Annotated in this window: 14 protein-coding genes and 1 tRNA gene; 8 read left to right on the top strand and 7 right to left on the bottom strand. The window is 62.8% G+C overall.

Annotated features, from left to right (window positions below):
* Window positions 1-1,097 (bottom strand): IS3 family transposase gene (locus tag AC1VXC_RS06475; protein ID WP_482995020.1). Its coding sequence is split into 2 segments (ribosomal slippage), with 1,098 coding nucleotides annotated over them: window positions 1-836 and window positions 836-1,097; the frame shifts between segments, so codons are not numbered across the junction. This gene is flagged as partial in the annotation.
* A 207-nt stretch (window positions 1,098-1,304) separates the two neighbouring features.
* Here AC1VXC_RS06475 and AC1VXC_RS06470 point away from each other — a divergent pair.
* The 5 genes from AC1VXC_RS06470 (at window position 1,305) to cyoD (ending at window position 6,085) form a co-directional block, all read left to right on the top strand.
* Window positions 1,305-1,380, top strand: a tRNA-Thr gene (locus AC1VXC_RS06470).
* Between the two features lie 628 nt (window positions 1,381-2,008).
* Window positions 2,009-3,112, top strand: coding sequence for a ubiquinol oxidase subunit II (cyoA, locus tag AC1VXC_RS06465; RefSeq protein WP_313169190.1), 1,104 nt, complete (start codon window positions 2,009-2,011; stop codon window positions 3,110-3,112).
* A 2-nt stretch (window positions 3,113-3,114) separates the two neighbouring features.
* Entirely contained in the window at window positions 3,115-5,112 is a 1,998-nt protein-coding gene (gene cyoB / locus AC1VXC_RS06460) for a cytochrome o ubiquinol oxidase subunit I (RefSeq protein ID WP_481539218.1), read from the top strand.
* Window positions 5,109-5,747, top strand: a complete 639-nt coding sequence (gene cyoC, locus AC1VXC_RS06455; protein ID WP_481539219.1) for a cytochrome o ubiquinol oxidase subunit III — start codon at window positions 5,109-5,111, stop codon at window positions 5,745-5,747. The genes cyoB and cyoC overlap by 4 nt, the downstream gene beginning before the upstream one ends.
* Window positions 5,747-6,085 (top strand): cytochrome o ubiquinol oxidase subunit IV, encoded by a 339-nt coding sequence (cyoD, locus tag AC1VXC_RS06450; RefSeq protein ID WP_313169194.1) that lies wholly within the window; start codon window positions 5,747-5,749, stop codon window positions 6,083-6,085. Before cyoC ends, cyoD begins: the two co-directional genes overlap by 1 nt.
* 216 nt (window positions 6,086-6,301) lie before the next feature.
* On the opposite strand, the gene AC1VXC_RS06445 is transcribed toward cyoD, so the two are convergent.
* Window positions 6,302-6,676, bottom strand: coding sequence for a bleomycin resistance protein (locus AC1VXC_RS06445; RefSeq protein ID WP_313170473.1), 375 nt, complete (start codon window positions 6,674-6,676; stop codon window positions 6,302-6,304).
* Window positions 6,677-6,906: 230 nt separating this feature from the next.
* Between AC1VXC_RS06445 and AC1VXC_RS06440 the strand changes: the two genes are divergently transcribed.
* Complete coding sequence (locus tag AC1VXC_RS06440) at window positions 6,907-7,350, top strand: hypothetical protein (RefSeq protein ID WP_481528247.1); 444 nt, start codon at window positions 6,907-6,909, stop codon at window positions 7,348-7,350.
* A gap of 70 nt (window positions 7,351-7,420) precedes the next feature.
* Here the strand turns inward: AC1VXC_RS06440 and AC1VXC_RS06435 are convergent, their stop codons facing one another.
* Genes AC1VXC_RS06435 through AC1VXC_RS06425 form a run of 3 tightly spaced genes read right to left on the bottom strand, consistent with a single transcriptional unit; the run spans window position 7,421 to window position 9,513 of the window.
* Window positions 7,421-7,786, bottom strand: coding sequence for a 5-carboxymethyl-2-hydroxymuconate Delta-isomerase (locus AC1VXC_RS06435; protein ID WP_481528248.1), 366 nt, complete (start codon window positions 7,784-7,786; stop codon window positions 7,421-7,423).
* 13 nt (window positions 7,787-7,799) lie between these two features.
* A complete protein-coding gene (locus AC1VXC_RS06430; RefSeq protein ID WP_481538183.1) occupies window positions 7,800-8,591 on the bottom strand; it encodes a hypothetical protein in 792 nt (263 codons plus the stop codon).
* A gap of 46 nt (window positions 8,592-8,637) precedes the next feature.
* Window positions 8,638-9,513: a PhzF family phenazine biosynthesis protein gene (locus tag AC1VXC_RS06425; RefSeq protein WP_481538184.1), complete on the bottom strand. Its 876-nt coding sequence runs from the start codon at window positions 9,511-9,513 to the stop codon at window positions 8,638-8,640.
* 30 nt (window positions 9,514-9,543) lie between these two features.
* On the opposite strand from AC1VXC_RS06425, the gene AC1VXC_RS06420 reads away from it, so the two are divergent.
* A complete protein-coding gene (locus tag AC1VXC_RS06420) occupies window positions 9,544-9,702 on the top strand; it encodes a hypothetical protein (RefSeq protein ID WP_482995019.1) in 159 nt (52 codons plus the stop codon).
* Between the two features lie 166 nt (window positions 9,703-9,868).
* Here the strand turns inward: AC1VXC_RS06420 and AC1VXC_RS06415 are convergent, their stop codons facing one another.
* On the bottom strand, window positions 9,869-10,729 hold the full coding sequence (locus tag AC1VXC_RS06415; protein WP_481538185.1) for a PhzF family phenazine biosynthesis protein: 861 nt from the start codon (window positions 10,727-10,729) through the stop codon (window positions 9,869-9,871).
* Window positions 10,730-10,761: 32 nt separating this feature from the next.
* Window positions 10,762-11,631, bottom strand: coding sequence for a PhzF family phenazine biosynthesis protein (locus tag AC1VXC_RS06410; protein WP_481538186.1), 870 nt, complete (start codon window positions 11,629-11,631; stop codon window positions 10,762-10,764).
* 461 nt (window positions 11,632-12,092) lie between these two features.
* Between AC1VXC_RS06410 and AC1VXC_RS06405 the strand changes: the two genes are divergently transcribed.
* Window positions 12,093-14,702, top strand: coding sequence for a bifunctional aspartate kinase/diaminopimelate decarboxylase (locus AC1VXC_RS06405; protein WP_481538187.1), 2,610 nt, complete (start codon window positions 12,093-12,095; stop codon window positions 14,700-14,702).
* Window positions 14,703-14,730 lie beyond the last annotated feature (28 nt).

Genomic DNA, 14,730 nt, shown 5'->3' with positions numbered 1-14,730 from the left:
AAATTTCCCGCTTCGGTTTGTGGTTTTTTGGTGAAATTCGGGGGCGGTCAGCCCGCCGAGGCTGTCGTGAGGTATCTCGGTGTTGTAATCGGCTAGCCACTGCTCCGCCTGTTCGCGTACTTCTCCGAGATTGCGGAAGACGTGCATATCCAGCACGCCACGACGGAAGCTGCCATTGAAGCGTTCGATGAAGCCGTTCTGCATCGGCCGTCCTGGCTCGATGAAATCCAGCGCGATGTTCTTGCGCTCGGCCCATTCCGCTAACGCCAAGGCGATGAATTCGGGACTATTGCCCAGGCGAAGCTTTGCGGGGTAACCGCGCCGCGCAGCGACTCGCTCCAAGGTCCGGATGACTCTCGTAGCGGGCAGATTCAGATCAACTTCGATGGCCAATGCTTCGCGGCTGAAATCATCTATTACGTTGAATGTCCGGAACCGTCGTCCATCCCAAAGCGCATCGGACATGAAGTCGATCGACCAGCTGCCGTTGATCTGCACACCGGCCGCCAGGGGCATCGGGTGCCGGTTTGGAAGGCGCTTCTTCCCCCGTCGACGCTGATTTAGCTTCATAAGGCAGTACACACGCCAGACACGCTTGTGATTCCATACCAAACCGCGGCGACGAATCAGTTGAAACAGCTTGCCGAAGCCGCGCTCCGGAAAACGCTCAAAGAGCTCGGCCAATAGCGCGATCACCTCTTCGTCCCGATCCGGTCGATGACGGTAGCGTGCCGTCGACCGTGGCATTCCAATCGCCGCACAGGCCCGGCGTTCGCTCCAGCCATGGCGGTCCTGCAGCCAGGCCAAGAGCGGGCGCTTGTGCGCCGGGTCTAAAGCTTTTTTGCAATCAGATCCTTCAACGCATGATTCTCCATCGCCAGTTCGGCGTACATCCGCTTGAGCTTTGCGTGCTCGGCTTCAACGTCGCGCAACCGCTGCACGTCCGAAGCTTCCATGCCGCCGTACTTGGACTTCCAGACGTAGTAAGTCGCATCGGAGATGCCAAGCTCACGGCAGACATCCTTGACCTGCCTTCCAGCCTCAACCTGCTTCAACGTCGTAACGAGCTGACTCTCGGTGAATTTGCTCTTGCGCATCAGTGGTCTCCTTGGGGCTAGTTTGCCCGGAGACCTCTAAGAATGTCTGGATCAAGTTTACGGGCAGGCGACAGCTGGGTAGGTCTTTCCAGGCCGTCTGCTGCATCTGCAGCGGGCTTGGCGACAGCGGGCGGCTGATGGGTGTTTGAGGTGTTGTGAGCGGTGGATTGACCAACGCCATGCCCTTTGCCTACAATTCGCGCCTTCGCCGGAATAGCTCAGTTGGTAGAGCGGCGCATTCGTAATGCGTAGGTCGTAGGTTCGATTCCTATTTCCGGCACCAGATCAGGCCCGCTTTGTGCGGGCCTTTTCTGTGGGCGTCGGCGGGGCGGTGACTTACGCGCTTACGGCTGAGTCGCTGATGCAGTTGCCGGGCTGGTCGTGATGGCGGCAAGCACCGCTGAACTGGGCTTGCTCAATCGGGCTGCCTCCGGCGTTGACGGTGCTGATCTTGCGGGCCGCTATTGAACATGAGGCGTTGCGTCATCGCGCCGGGTCGTCATCTGGCTGTTGAACCTGAACGAGCCTGGCTGTCATGGATCCGCTGGGAGGCGCATTCACCTGTGTCAGGTGCGAGCCGGATGGACAGCTTTGGGTCACATAAACGCGGTCGATGCCAGTGCGGGCAGGGTGAAGTAGGGCCGAGCGCCGCCTGCAATCTGTGCCGGGCTGTGCGGAATCTGCCCCGCGCAAAGCACAGGTGCGACAACGTGTCGCACTCCGCTGCCCGCTTTTGCTGCGCGAAATCATTGTCAATACCTTTCTTAAGTGGTGTGTGAAGGCCTAAAATTGCGGGGCTGAAATCTGACAACCCCCTACATGTCTCCCCGGTGGGCAATCCCCGGGCGCTTGTTTGCGTTTGCATGTATGGGCTTGCCAGGTGCGGCTCTCCCTCGCAATTGGATCGACCGATGATTCCGTTGAAAACTCTTGGACGCTTCTTGCGTCCGGGCCTCATTGTCGCTATGGCCGTCTTGATGACGGGCTGCGACTGGGCCCTGTTTGACCCCAAGGGCCAGATCGCCCGGGATGAACTCACGCTGCTGATCACCTGTACGGTGCTGATGCTGCTGGTGGTCATCCCAGTGATCGTGCTGACGCTGGTGTTCGCGTGGAAGTACCGCGCATCCAACACCAAGGCCCGTTACGAGCCCAACTGGTCTCACTCCACCGCCATCGAAGTGGTGGTCTGGTCGATCCCGTGCATGATCATCCTGGTCCTGGCCGTGCTGACCTGGCGTTCTTCGCATGCGCTGGATCCGTACAAGCCGCTGGAGTCCGATACCAAGCCGGTGGTGATCGAAGCGATCTCGCTGGACTGGAAGTGGCTGTTCGTCTACCCGGAAGAAAACATCGCCGTGGTCAACGAGCTGACCTTCCCGGTTGATGCCCCGCTGAACTTCAAGATCACCGCCGATACGGTGATGAATGCGTTCTTCATTCCGCATCTGGGCAGCATGATCTACTCGATGGCCGGCATGGAAACCAAGCTGCACCTGATCGCCAACGAGGCCGGCAGCTATGAAGGCCGTTCCTCGCATTACAGCGGTGCAGGCTTCAGCAAGATGCATTTCACCGCGCACGCGGTGAGCAACGAGGAATACCAGGCCTGGTTGGCCAAGGTGCGCGGCGATGCCAAGGTCATGGACCAGAAGGCATTTACCGAACTCACCACCGAGCAGAACCACGACTGGCACCCGGTGACCTATTACGGCAGCACCGAGAAGGGCCTGTTCGACGCCATCATTGCCAAGCATGCCGGTGAGAACCACCACTTCGGCATGAAGCACGATGGCAAGAAGATGTCGCACGAAGGTGCTGGCCACGAGGCGATGCAGGCCGAAGCCATGGACCACGCTGCGATGGGCCATGACGCGATGGACCACGCCGCCATGAGCCACGAGGCTCCTGCCGCCGCTGCGCCTGCTGCCGCCACGGCTGACGGCCACGCCGGTCACACTGCCAACGAGCCCGCCGAAGCCGCACATGCCGGCCATGGCGCCTCGGGAGAATGACGATGCTTGGAAAACTCTCTCTTGATTCACTGCCGCACGATCCGATCGTGCTTACCACCCTCATCGGCGCGGTGCTGGGCGGCCTGGCTGTTGTAGCCGCGGTCACCAAGTTCAAGCTGTGGGGCTACCTGTGGAAGGAGTGGTTCACCTCGGTGGACCACAAGAAGATCGGCGCGATGTACCTGATCGTGGCGTTCGTGATGCTGCTGCGCGGCTTCTCCGACGCGATCATGATGCGTGCCCAGCAGGCGGTTGCCGCTGGCGGTGCCGAAGGCTATCTGCCGCCACACCACTACGACCAGATCTTCACCGCCCATGGCGTGATCATGATCTTCTTCGTGGCCATGCCGCTGATCACCGGTTTGATGAACCTGGTGGTGCCGCTGCAGATCGGTGCCCGCGACGTTGCCTTCCCGTTCCTGAACTCCCTGAGCTTCTGGCTGTTCGTTGCAGGCTGCGGCCTGATGATGATCTCGCTGTGGATCGGTGAATTCGCCGCGACCGGCTGGTTGGCGTTCCCGCCCTTGTCAGGGTTGGAATACAGTCCAAGCGTCGGTATGGATTACTACATCTGGGCGCTGCAGGTCTCCGGCCTGGGTACCACGCTGAGCGGTATCAACTTCTTCATCACCATCCTCAAGATGCGTAGCCCGGGCATGAAGCTGATGCACATGCCGGTGTTCAGCTGGACCGCCCTGGTCACCAACCTACTGATCATTGCTGCCTTCCCGGTGCTGACCATCACCCTGGTGCTGCTGACCCTGGACCGTTACCTGGGTACGCACTTCTTCACCAACGATGGTGGCGGCAACGCCATGCTGTACATCAACCTGATCTGGATCTGGGGCCACCCCGAGGTCTACATCCTGGTGCTGCCGGCATTTGGTGTGTTCTCTGAAGTGATCGCCACGTTCTCGCGCAAGACCCTGTTCGGTTACAAGGGTATGGTCTACGCCACCTGTGCGATCGGTGTGCTGTCGTTCCTGGTGTGGTTGCACCACTTCTTCACCATGGGCTCGGGTGCCAACGTCAATGCCTTCTTCGGCATCACGACGATGATCATCTCGATCCCGACCGGTGTGAAGATCTTCAACTGGCTGTTCACGATGTACCGCGGCCGCGTGCACTTCACCTCGCCGGTGTTGTGGACGATCGGCTTCATGGTCACCTTCACCATCGGCGGCATGACCGGCGTGATGTTGGCGATCCCGGCCATCGACTTCGTGCTGCATAACTCGCTGTTCCTGATTGCCCACTTCCACAACGTCATCATCGGCGGCGTGGTGTTCGGCATGTTTGCCGGTATCACTTACTGGTGGCCGAAGATGTTCGGCTTCACCTTGAATGAAACCTGGGGCAAGCGCGCGTTCTGGGGCTGGTTCATCGGCTTCTACGTGGCCTTCATGCCGCTGTACGCACTGGGCTTCATGGGTGCTACGCGTCGTATGCAGAGCTACCCGAACATGGACTACCAGCCGTACTTCGTGGTTGCTGCGATTGGTGCTGCGATCATCGCCCTGGGCATCCTGTGCCAGGTGATCCAGATCGCCGTGTCGATCCGCGACCGCAAGAAGAACGCTGACCTGACTGGCGATCCGTGGGATGCCCGTACCCTGGAGTGGGAAACCGCTTCCCCGGTGCAGTTCTACAACTTCGCCACCCTGCCGAAGGGTGAGGAGCTGGACGAATTCTGGCACCGCAAGCAGCGCGGCGAAGCGTGGCAGAAGCCGGCCAAGTACAGCGACATCCACATGCCGAAGAACACCGGTACCGGTGTTGTCATCGGCGCGTTCAGCCTGGTGCTGGGCTTTGCGATGGTCTGGCACATGTGGGTGCTGGCCATCATCGGCCTGGTCGGCATGATCGCCACCTTCATCTACCGTACCTTCGACAAGGACGTGGATTACTGGGTGCCGGCGGCCGAGGTGGAACGTATCGAGAACGAACACCGTAAGCACCTGGAAGCTCAGGGCTTGGTGAAGACCGAGGTGAAGGCATGAGCACGAACGCCCACACGATGACTCACGGTTCCGCAGCGTACGCTGCGGACCATGGCGATGACCATCACGAGCATCACGACACCAGCGAGAACACCGTCTTCGGTTTCTGGGTGTACCTGATGAGCGATCTGCTCATCTTCGCCACTCTGTTCGTGACGTATGTGGTTCTGTCCGGCGGCACCAATGGTGGCCCGTCGGCCAAGGACCTGTTCGAGCTGCCGTTCGTGGCGTGGGAAACCGCGCTGCTGCTGGTGTCCTCGCTGACCTTCGGCCTGGGCATGATCGCCATGCACCAGTCGAAGAAGGGCCTGATGTTCTTCTGGCTGGCCATCACCTGGCTGCTGGGTGCCGGCTTCATGGGCATGGAAATCTGGGAGTTCAACCACCTGATCCATAACGGCCACGGCCCGGACAAGAGTGCCTTCCTGTCGGCGTTCTTCGCCCTGGTTGGTACCCACGGTCTGCACGTGACCGCTGGTCTGCTGTGGTTGGCGGTGATGTTCATCCAGCTCAAGCAGGATGGCCTGACTCCGCGCAACAAGACCCGCATGGCGTGCCTGAGCCTGTTCTGGCACTTCCTGGATCTGGTCTGGATCGGCGTGTTCTCTGTCGTTTATCTGTCGGGAGCGATGTAATGTCCGCACATGACAATCATGCACACGGTGCCGCTGGCGAGAGCCACGGCAGCGTCAAGTCTTACCTGATCGGCTTCGTGCTGGCTGCCGTGCTCACCATCATCCCGTTCTGGGTGGTGATGAGCGGTGGCATGTCCAGCTTCGCCACCGGCGCGGTGATCGTGGTTGCAGGCATCCTGCAGCTGTTGGTGCACCTGGTGTTCTTCCTGCACCTTGACCGTTCCTCGGCTGCCCGCTGGAACGTCAATGCCGGCATGTTCACCCTGGTGGTGATCGGCATCATCGTGCTGGGTACGCTGTGGGTCATGTGGAACATGAACGCCCACATGATGCACTGAGCGGTTTGATCGCTTGATGCACAGCAAGGGCCGCCGCAAGGCGGCCTTTGTTTTTGTAGTGCCGAGCCATGCTCGGCAGGGGCATTCCCAACAACCCATCAGCCAACCGTGGTTGTGGGAGCGGCGTAAGCCGCGAAGCTGACCATCTTCCAGGGATCAGCATTCCTGGGATCTGCAGAATCACGGGCTTCGCGGCTTACGCCGCTCCCACAACCGCTACGAAGGCTGTGGCAACGCCTGCCCGAAGCACAGCACATTGCCTGCAGGATCGGTGACGCTGAAATCGCGCATGCCATACGGTCGGTCGGCAATGGCAACGGTGATCACTACGCCTGCATCCAGCAACTGCGCGTGATAGTCGTCGATGCCATCGATGTGCAGGTACAACCTGCTGATTCCGTCGGGTTTGGCGTCTGCGCGACTGGCGAGCGTCAGCTCGACCTCATCACGGCAGACGGCCGCCAGCTCCGCGGGTTGGCCCCATTCCCAGGCCAGGGTGAAGCCGAGCTTGTCGAGATAGAAGGCCAAGCTGACAGGCAGGTCCTCGCTAGCAAGAAAGGGCGAAACGGAGTGAAAGTGAACAGGCGTCATGCTGTTGATCCCATGGCAGGTCTGCCGCAATAGTGGCACGGTTGGAGCATGGGAGGGCTCCCGGAACCGGTGCGTCAGTGGGGAGGTGCCAACATCAAGGAGATGCTGTGATGTCTTTTCCTATGTTCTTTGCAAGAACGTCCGTGTTTCTGTGCTTGCTGATGTTGTGCAGCTGCGCCTCGATCCCATTGTCTACCGCGCTGCGCCTTTCTTCATTGGATGAGCGAGCGTTGGTCCAATTGGACCCTGCAGGTATCCGGGTCAAGGTGGCGATTCCCCGCGGCAATACCTTGAACCCGGAGGCCACCCGCCTGACCTTGAAGCTGCAGCCAGAAGGGCAGGCTGCGCGCGTCGCGGCGATGCCACTGCGTTTGATTGGCAGCACCCAGGGCGAGCGCAGCCCCGGCGTGCTCAGCAGGAATATCGCCGTTACAACCTATGAGTTGGCACTGACCGCAGAAGGCGTTAGCCAGCTGCGCAACCTGCAGCGCGAAGTGCTGAACTCGCGTGGCGATAGGGGAAAGGTGGAGCTCAGCGTCAATACCTCGTTCTCCGAGTTTGTTCCCGGGACCAAGGAAATGATTTTCTGGGTAGACGTCAAACTGCGCGCAAATGATGCCTATCTCACCTTGTTTGATGGTGCGAAGGTCAGCTTCAAGATGGCCGAGAGCTGAGCGTCACGGCGCTCGGTCCTGCGGATTGAAGTGCGGCTTCAGCGGCACTTCAATCGCGGCGGGTGTTCGCTCAGATCTCGGCCTGGATCACGGCTTTTGCGTAGCTGTCACGATCGATGTCGACAATTTCGGCGCTGATCTGCAGCTCCATTCCACCAGCGGCGATGGCAGATTCAAGCGCGGCCAGCAGCGTGTCGGCCAACTCGCGTTTGATTTCGCTACTGCGACCGCTGAGTATTGCCAAGCGCGCGGCCACAAAGCCGCGTGGGCTGTCAGTGGTTCCGATCGCGACGCAATCAAACTCCAGCGCACGCGATTTGATGTCGGCCTCCTCGAATTGGCCTGTGCCAAGCAGCGCAAGGTTGAGGGTGCGCAGCACGGCTGGAGTAATAGCGGTGGCGAGGTTGCTGCTGTATTCGACGGTCAGGTGGGGCATGACGAACTCGTTGTCAGGGCTGCGCGGATGGCAGCAGCGCGTTGATGCGCTGGATCATCGCATCCGGGTAGTGGATGTGGGTGGGTGTGTCGGCAAGCGGCGCGCGCTCGTCGGCATCGCGCAGACTTGCTTCAAGCCCGCTTCTGGGTAGATAGATCGGTGCTTCCACCGAGAAGCCATGCTCCGGCAAGCGGCCATGGACGGTGTGATAGAGCTGGATGGCATCAAGCAGGGTCAGCGCCGGGCCCGGGTGCATGCCGTCAGCGTCATACCATTGCAATTCGGGGGCTGCGGCCGCGGCGCTGCGCAGGGCTTCGGAGATTGCCACATAGTGAATGCCGGCCTGTTCGGCGGCGGCTGCTTCCTTGGCGATCAGGCGGGCAGATGCTGCCGCTTGTGCCTGGTAGCTGCCCAGCAGCAGGACGCGCGCGCCGGCGTTGCTGCCTGCCTTTGCCAGTGTCCTGATCGCCGCCTGCGATTTCGTACAGGCGGCTTCGTCGGGCCAGCACAGCAGGGCGCCGCCTTGTTCCTGCAGAACCAATAGCTGTGGGCGATGCTCGGCCAGAGCACGTTGAACCGAGCCATCCGCAACCCGTTGGTCAAGCAACGCGCCACCTTTGACAATCATCTGACTTTGCAGCGGATGGTCATTGGCGGTGCTGAGTGCAGCGTAGGTCGCTGGCAGGTTGCCCACGTAGATGAGGCTGTTGCCAACGAACAGTGCTTTCTGCGGCTGCGCTGACGGTTGCGCAGCGCACACGGTGAAGGCGAACAACAGCGTCAGCAGCGAGATCCATCTGCGCATTCCGAACTCCGTGTCTTGATCGGCTATTGGCGAGTCTCTGACCGCATCACCAATCGATGGTTCCGCGGATCACAGTCTGCACCTGCCCGCCGGACCAGACATCGCCGTGCTCGTCGATGCGCAGTTCCAGCAGGGCGTCGTGGCCGACTTCGCGGCCCTGGCTGGCGATGTAGCGCTTGTCCACGCCGGGGAGGGCATCGCGCTCGTCCAACCAGGCGGCCAGCACCGCATTGGCGGCACCGGAAGCAGCATCCTCAAAACGACGGCCATTGCCGACGAATGCCCGCACCACCAGTTGGTAGTTGTCGCCAGCGGTGCGTGCATAGGCGAATACGCCCATCGCGCCGGTGGCCTCGGCCAGCGTGGCAATGGCATCCCAGTCCGGGCTGAGGGCGCGCAGGGCGGCTTCATTGGCCACTTCCACCACCCACCAGCGGCGACCGCCGTCCATCAGTGCCGGCGGCAGCTCGCCCAAGGGCCAGCCGAGGATCGCCGGCTGCAGGCGTGGGTCATTGGCGCTGACGACCTCGGCCACTGACGCGCGCGGGGTACGGATGGCGATGGTGCGGATGCCATCGCGCTCGCTGATCTGCAAAGGCAGTTGGCCGGCGATGCCGTCCTGTACCAGTTGCCCGTCGATGGCTGCCGCCACGCCGCTTTCAAGCACGGCATGGGCGCTGCCGACGCTGGGGTGGCCGGCGAACGGCACCTCTTTCTGCGGGGCGAACATGCGGATGCCGTAGCTGGTGCCGGGCTTGGTCGGGGCGAAAATGAAAGTGGTTTCAGGCAGGCGGGTCCAACGGGCGATGGCCTGCATGGCGGCATTGTCCAGGCCATCGGCATCGAGGACCACGGCCAGCGGGTTGCCGGTGCCGGGGCGCGGGGCGAAAACGTCGAGTTGCAGGAAGCGGCGGGTGGTCATGGGATGTCCGGATGCTGTGAGGCTGTTCTGTTGCTGTTGCTGTTGCTGTTGCTGTTGCTGTTGCTGCTGCAGTTGCAGTTGCAGTTGCAGTTGCAGTTGCCTTGGCCGTGGCTGTTGCCTTGGTTTGGGCTGTTGCAGTTGGCTTTTGCCTTAGCCCCTCTCCCGCATGCGGGAGAGGGGTTGGGGTGAGGGGAGGCGGACGAAGTCCGCTTGCTCTGTTTCCAAAGCGAAATAGTCAAAGTGGAAGTCAAAGGCATGCGTGCTACGCACGCTTCCCCTCATCCGCCCCTACGGGGCACCTTCTCCCGCAGGCGGGAGAAGAAAAAGCGGATCGCGGCGTCCTGTTGGATGCCTGTCACCACTCAATCTGCCCAGCAATAACCTGCTGAACTTCACCGCCAATCCAGATGTTGGACTCGGCATCCACTTCCACCCGCACCTCGCCATTGCGGCCGAGCTCGCGGCCCTGGCTGGCCAGGTACTGCTGGAAGGGTTTGATCCGGCCCTGTGCCAGCAACTGGGCGGCCACCAGCGCATTGGCGCTGCCGGTTACCGGGTCTTCGTTGATGCCCACGCCGGGGGCGAAGGCGCGTACGGCGTATTGGTAGCCCACGTCCGGGCGGTCAGCGGGCGCGTACACGGCCAGCTTGCCGCGGCCGGGCAGGGCGCCAATGGCGGCCAGCTCCGGCTTGTAGCGGCGCAGGGCGGCCTCGCTGCCGGCTTCCAGCAGCCACCAGTCCGGACCGTTGTTCCACAGCTCCGGGGCATGGCCGGGCTTGGCCAATGCGGCCAAGCCTTCGGGCAGTGCGGGTACGGCGACGTCGCGGCGTTCAGCCTGCGGGCTGCGCACATGGATCTGGCGGAACCAGCGCCCGCCCTGTACCCGTACCGGCAGCAGACCAGCGGCGCATTGCTGGATCAGCTGACCGTTGTCGTCCGGCGTGGCCAGGCCGAGTTCCACCGCCGCCCAGGCGGCACCGACGCTGGGGTGGCCGGCGAAGGGCAGCTCGCCCTTCGGGGTGAAGATGCGGATGTGGTAACTGGCGCCTTCGGTGGGCGGCAGGAAGAAGATGGTCTCGGACAGGTTCAGCCAGGCGGCGATGGCCTGCAGGGCGGTGTCGTCCAGGCCCTCGCTGTCAACGATGACGCCCAACGCGTTGCCAGCACCGGCGCGGGCGGCAAACACATCCAACTGCAGATAACGGCGAACAGACATTGCAAATCGCTTCCAGACGACGGCTGGGCAGCTTACCAGTGCACCTGTCCTGCGATAACCGGCTGGACCTGACCGCCGATCCAGATACTGCCTTGCGCGTCGATTGCGATCTGGACGCGACCGTCGCGGCCCACTTCGCGGCCCTGGCTGACGGCGTAGTTGCCATCAGCCTTGGGCAGTTGCCCGTGTTGCCGCAGCCACGCCGCGATCAGGGCGTTGGCACTGCCGGTGACAGGGTCCTCGGGTACGTCGGCTGCATCGGCCGGACAGAACGCACGCGTCACCAGCGCGTGATCCGGGCCGGCTTCGGCAGCAAATACCGCCACACCGGTCGCGTCGGTGGCATTGCTCCAGTCGGCGATTGCGGGCATGTCTGGAACCAGTGCGCGGACGCTGGCGGCATCGCGGGCCGGCAACAGCCACCAGCGGGGGCCGTTGTCCCAGAGTTCGGGGCTGTGGCCGGGCGCGAGCAGGGCCTGCAGTTGTTCAGGTACAGCGTCTGGCGCAGTTGGATGCTGGCGGGCGGGTGGGCTGGCCAACAGGAGGGTGGGAGCATCTTCCGGCCCGCTTACCCGCACCGGCAGCAGGCCTGCAGCGCATTGCTGCAGCAGCTGGCCATCACGCGGCGTTGCCAGGCCCGAGGTGACCGCCGCCCAGGCCGCGCCGACGCTGGGATGGCCGGCGAAGGGCAGTTCGCTGCTTGGGGTGAAGATGCGGATGCGGTAGCTGGGGCCGGCGTCCGGCGGCAGGAAGAACACCGTCTCGGAGAGGTTCAGCCAGGCGGCGAGCGCTTGCATGGCGGCGGTATCCAGGCCATCGCTGTCGAGGATGACACCCAGCGGGTTGCCGCTGCCGGGGCGGGCGGCGAAGACGTCCAGTTGCAGGTAACGGCGTGGAGGCATGGGTTTTGGGGTGGGGCGGGGTGGTACAGCTTAGGCATGGGCATGCAGGGAGTCGTCAGGTGTCGGTTTCAGCGCAATCTCCCAACAGCTGAACCGTCATTCCCGCGCAAGCGGGAATCGTTCTGGGCTTTGTGCTTTGCCTTTGCCTTTGCCAGAGCCAGCGCAGGAGCAAGAGCAAGAGCAGGAGCGATTCCCGCCTGCGCGGGAATGACGGCTTCTTAAAAGCGGGTGCCAAAGCCAAAGCCAAAGTCATAGCCATAGCCATAGCCCTCAAACCGCCCCCATTCACCCAAAGATGACCCGGATCGTTGCAAGTGCTACTTTCTTCGCCCCGGGAGGGGAGGCCGGGCGGCGATGGTATCGCCGGTAACTCAGCCGTCCTGCCTCAGCGGCTTGGCATAGAATCGGGAGTTCCGCCCGCATTGCCGGGTCTTTCTCCCACCTGTGAACCCACAAAGCCAATGTCTGCTTCCCCAATTGCTGATCGCTGGATCGTCCTCAAGTTCGGTGGCACCTCGGTGTCGCGTCGTCATCGCTGGAACACGATCGGTCAGTTGGCGAAAAAACGTGCGGACGAGACCGGTGGCAGGGTGCTGGTGGTGGTGTCGGCTTTGTCCGGCGTCACCAATGAACTGACCGCCATTGCCGACGGCGCTGCCGACAGCCGCGAGCGCGTGGCCGCGCTGGTCAGCCGCCACAACGATTTCCTTGCCGAGCTTGAGCTGGGCCGCGAGGTGCTGGCTGAACGTCTGGCCGCGCTGCAGGCGCTGCTGGACGACCCGCGCGCGGCCAGCCGTCCGCTGGACTGGCAGGCTGAGGTGCTGGGCCAGGGCGAACTGCTGTCCTCCAGCGTCGGCGCCGCCTACCTGCGCAGCACCGGCCTGGATTTTGGCTGGATGGACGCCCGTGAATGGCTGCATGCGCAGCCGCCGGCCCCCAACCAGACCGCCTGGTCGCAGCGTCTTTCGGTGAACTGCCAGTGGCAGGGCGAGGAGGGCTTCAAGCAGCGTTTCGCGGCCCAGCCCACGCAGTTGCTGATCACCCAGGGCTTCATCGCCCGCCACGGCGACGGTGGCACCGCCATCCTCGGTCGCGGTGGTTCGGATACGTCGGCGGCCTATTTCGGCGCGCTGCTCGGTGCCAGCCGCGTGGAAATCTGGACCGACGTGCCGGGCATGTTCAGCGCCAACCCCAAGGACGTGCCTGACGCACGCCTGCTGACCCGCCTGGATTATTACGAAGCGCAGGAAATCGCCACCACCGGTGCCAAGGTGCTGCACCCGCGCTCGATCAAGCCCTGCCGCGATGCCGGCGTGCCGATGGCCATCCTCGACACCGAGCGCCCGCATATGCCGGGCACCAGCATCGACGGCAATGCCGAGCCGGTGCCGGGGGTCAAGGCGATCAGCCGCCGTAACGGCATCGTGCTGATCTCGATGGAAGGCATCGGCATGTGGCAGCAGGTCGGCTTCCTGTCCGATGTGTTCAACCTGTTCAAGAAGCACGGCCTGTCGGTGGACCTGATCGGTTCGGCCGAGACCAACGTCACCGTGTCGCTGGACCCGTCCGAAAACCTGGTCAGCACCGACGTGCTGGCCGCGCTGTCGGCCGACCTGTCGGAAATCTGCAAGGTCAAGGTGATCGTGCCCTGCGCGGCCATCACCCTGGTTGGCCGTGGCATGCGCTCGCTGCTGTACAAGCTCTCGGACGTGTGGGCCACGTTCGGCAAGGAGCGCGTGCACATGATCTCGCAGTCCTCCAATGACCTGAACCTGACCTTCGTCATCGACGAGGCCGATGCCGATGGGCTGTTGCCCATCCTGCACGCCGAGCTGATCGACAGTGGCGCGATGCCGGTTTACGAGGAACACGTATTCGGCCCGCGCTGGCGCGAGATCATCGGCAGCATCCGTCCGCGGCAGACGCCGTGGTGGCATGCGCCGGCCAAGCAGAAGCAACTGCTGGCGCTGGCCGCACAGGGCACGCCGGCCTATATCTACGACCTGGACAAGGTGCGCGAGCGTGCCCGCCAGTTGAAGGCCATCGACGCCATCGACCGCCGCTTCTATGCGATCAAGGCCAACTCGCACCCCGAGATCCTGCGCACCCTGGCGGCCGAAGGCTTCGGCCTGGAGTGTGTGTCGCAGGGCGAGGTGGAACTGGTGTTTGCCTCGGTGCCGGATATCAGTCCGGAGCGGGTGCTGTTCACCCCCAGCTTTGCGCCGATCAGCGAGTACCAGGCGGTGCTGGCGCGTGGCGTCAACGTCACCGTCGACAACGTTGAATTGCTGCAGCACTGGCCGGAGGTTTTCCGTGGCCGCAAGCTGTGGCTGCGCATCGACCTGGGCCACGGCGATGGTCACCACAAGAAGGTGAATACCGGCGGCAAGGATTCCAAGTTCGGCCTGTCCGCGCAGCGCGTGGATGAGTTCATCGCTGCCGCACGCGCGCTGGATATCCGCATCACCGGCGTGCACGCCCACCTGGGCAGCGGCATCGAGAACAGCGGCCACTGGAAGCAGATGGTCGATGAGATGGCCGGCTTCGCCCGCCGCATCGGCAGCGTTGCGATCCTCGATATCGGTGGCGGCCTGCCGGTGCCGTACAGCGATGACGACGAGCCCTTCGACCTGGACGCCTGGGCCGCTGGCCTGGCCGATATCAAGGCGGTGCACCCGGCCTTCCAGCTGGCGATCGAGCCGGGCCGCTTCATGGTCGCCGAGTGCGGCGTGTTGCTGACCCACGCCAACCAGGTGGTGGAGAAGGATGGCGTGCGCCGTGTTGGCCTGGATGCCGGCATGAATGCCTTGCTGCGCCCGGCGCTGTACGACGCCTGGCACGACATCGCCAACCTGTCGCGCCTGGATGCCGCCCGCGATGTTGATTTCAGCGTGGTCGGCCCGATCTGCGAATCCAGCGATGTGTTTGCCGAGCGGGTGAAGCTGCCGGCGGCCACCGCCCCGGGCGATGTGATGGTCATCGCCGATGCCGGCGCCTATGGCTTCAGCATGGCCAGTACCTATAACCAACGCGCCTTGCCGCGCGAGGACGTGATTGATGATGCACAGTGACGTCCGCCTGATGCGAAAACCTTTGTCG

This window comes from Stenotrophomonas sp. STEN033 (genome assembly GCF_056856655.1).
The sequence above is the reverse complement of the archived record's forward strand: the minus strand, read 5'-3'. Positions and strand labels throughout refer to the sequence as shown.